The sequence below is a fragment of the Streptomyces sp. MBT65 genome (genome assembly GCF_016612545.1).
GTDB lineage: Bacteria > Actinomycetota > Actinomycetes > Streptomycetales > Streptomycetaceae > Streptomyces.
In genome coordinates this window covers 1-1,379 of record NZ_JAENRY010000620.1, presented here as the reverse complement: position 1 = coordinate 1,379, position 1,379 = coordinate 1, and the positions used below count along the sequence as shown (strand labels likewise).

Sequence of the window (1,379 nt, the reverse complement as noted above, 5' to 3'; positions counted from 1 at the left end):
GGGTCGTTGACGGAGGCGGGGGTGGGGATGGCTGTGGAGGTGGCCTCGGTGGTGTGTGCGTTGGTGGTCTGAGCAGTGAGAGCTGTACGACGAGAACCGCGCCGCATAGGGTCGTAGGCGCGGCATCGCGTGTCGGTCACCGGCCGGGTGAGGCATGGAGGTGTCCGCGAGGTGCCTTACGGAGGCATTCCGCACATGCCGGTCGAGTTGAACCACACCATCGTCCACGCCCGGAACAACCGGGAATCCGCCGAGTTCCTGGCGAGCATCCTGGGTCTTGAAGTCGGCGTCGAATGGGGCCCGTTCGTCCCGGTCGCCACCAGCAACGGCGTCACGCTGGACTTCGCGAGCATCCCCGGCGAGTCGATCACCACGCAGCACTACGCCTTCCTCGTCTCCGACGAGGAGTTCGACGCGGCATTCGAACGGATCCGCCGGTCCGGGATCACGTACTACGCCGACCCGCACATGAAGCAACCGGACGAGATCAACCACCACCACGGCGGCCGAGGCCTGTACTTCCTGGACCCGTCCGGCCACGGCATGGAGATCATCACCCGCCCCTACAGGAGCGTCCCGGACACGCAACAGCGCTGAGGCGGCCGCCCGCTCCTGGGTGCAGCGGCGGCTCGGTGGAACACGGGCGCCTGGCGGGACACCCGTCAGGCGCCTTCGAGCGGTAGGCGGTCGCGGAAGTACTCCGAGTCCAGCCACGGCCCGACTCATCCGCCTGGCTCGCGCCGAGGATCACGCCGCACCCCTGGAAGTGCTTCACCCAGCCGCTGCGGCTCTCGGACGAGGCGGCGGTGCGGGCGCTTCCGCAGTCCCAGATCGTCTGCACGTCGACCCTGCCCCACCGCGATGCCGCCGACCTCGAACCGGCGCGCGCGGCAGGGCGGTTGTGGGACATCGACACCGGTCACGACCTGATGGTGAGCGAGCCGGAGGCCGTCGCCGGGTTCCTGGAGCGGGTGGCACACACGGTGGCGGCGGGCTGACGGCCGCCCGACAACCGACGCACAGAATCCGCTGACCGTCAGTCACATTACCGAAACGTAACCTACCGACGGGTATCACGAGTAACTTACCCGCAGGTAAGTTCCAGGCGAACCACTTCCCCAGCGGCGGTGGCGCTCCCGTGGGACGCGGGTGCGCCACCGCGGCGCCGCTTCCTGCCAGCCGCTCCACAGGAGGTTCGCCATGCCCGCACCCTTCGCCATGCCCGCACGCCGACGACGCCTGCTCGCCGCCGCGTTCACCGCCGCCGCCTGCCTCGGCGCCCAAGCCCTCGCCCTCACGGCGGCCGGGGCCGCCACCGCCTCGGCCGACGTGGTGTCCCGAGGCGTCACCATCCCCGCCTTCTACACCCCGCCCACCAC

General features: G+C 69.9%; 2 protein-coding genes and 1 pseudogene. All 3 read left to right on the top strand.

The window, feature by feature from the left end; genetic code table 11:
• Positions 1-195: 195 nt before the first annotated feature.
• Positions 196-597: a VOC family protein gene (locus JHN63_RS51050; protein ID WP_200691935.1), complete on the top strand. Its 402-nt coding sequence runs from the start codon at positions 196-198 to the stop codon at positions 595-597.
• 209 nt (positions 598-806) lie between these two features.
• A complete protein-coding gene (locus tag JHN63_RS51045) occupies positions 807-998 on the top strand; it encodes a hypothetical protein (protein WP_200691934.1) in 192 nt (63 codons plus the stop codon).
• A 220-nt stretch (positions 999-1,218) separates the two neighbouring features.
• Positions 1,219-1,379 (top strand): annotated as a pseudogene (locus tag JHN63_RS51040) (triacylglycerol lipase); the annotation flags it as partial.

Excerpts from the sequence above, each read along its gene's own strand:
- JHN63_RS51050 (WP_200691935.1), top strand. The coding sequence starts at position 196 with ATGCCGGTCGAGTTGAACCACACCATCGTCCACGCCCGGAACAACCGG.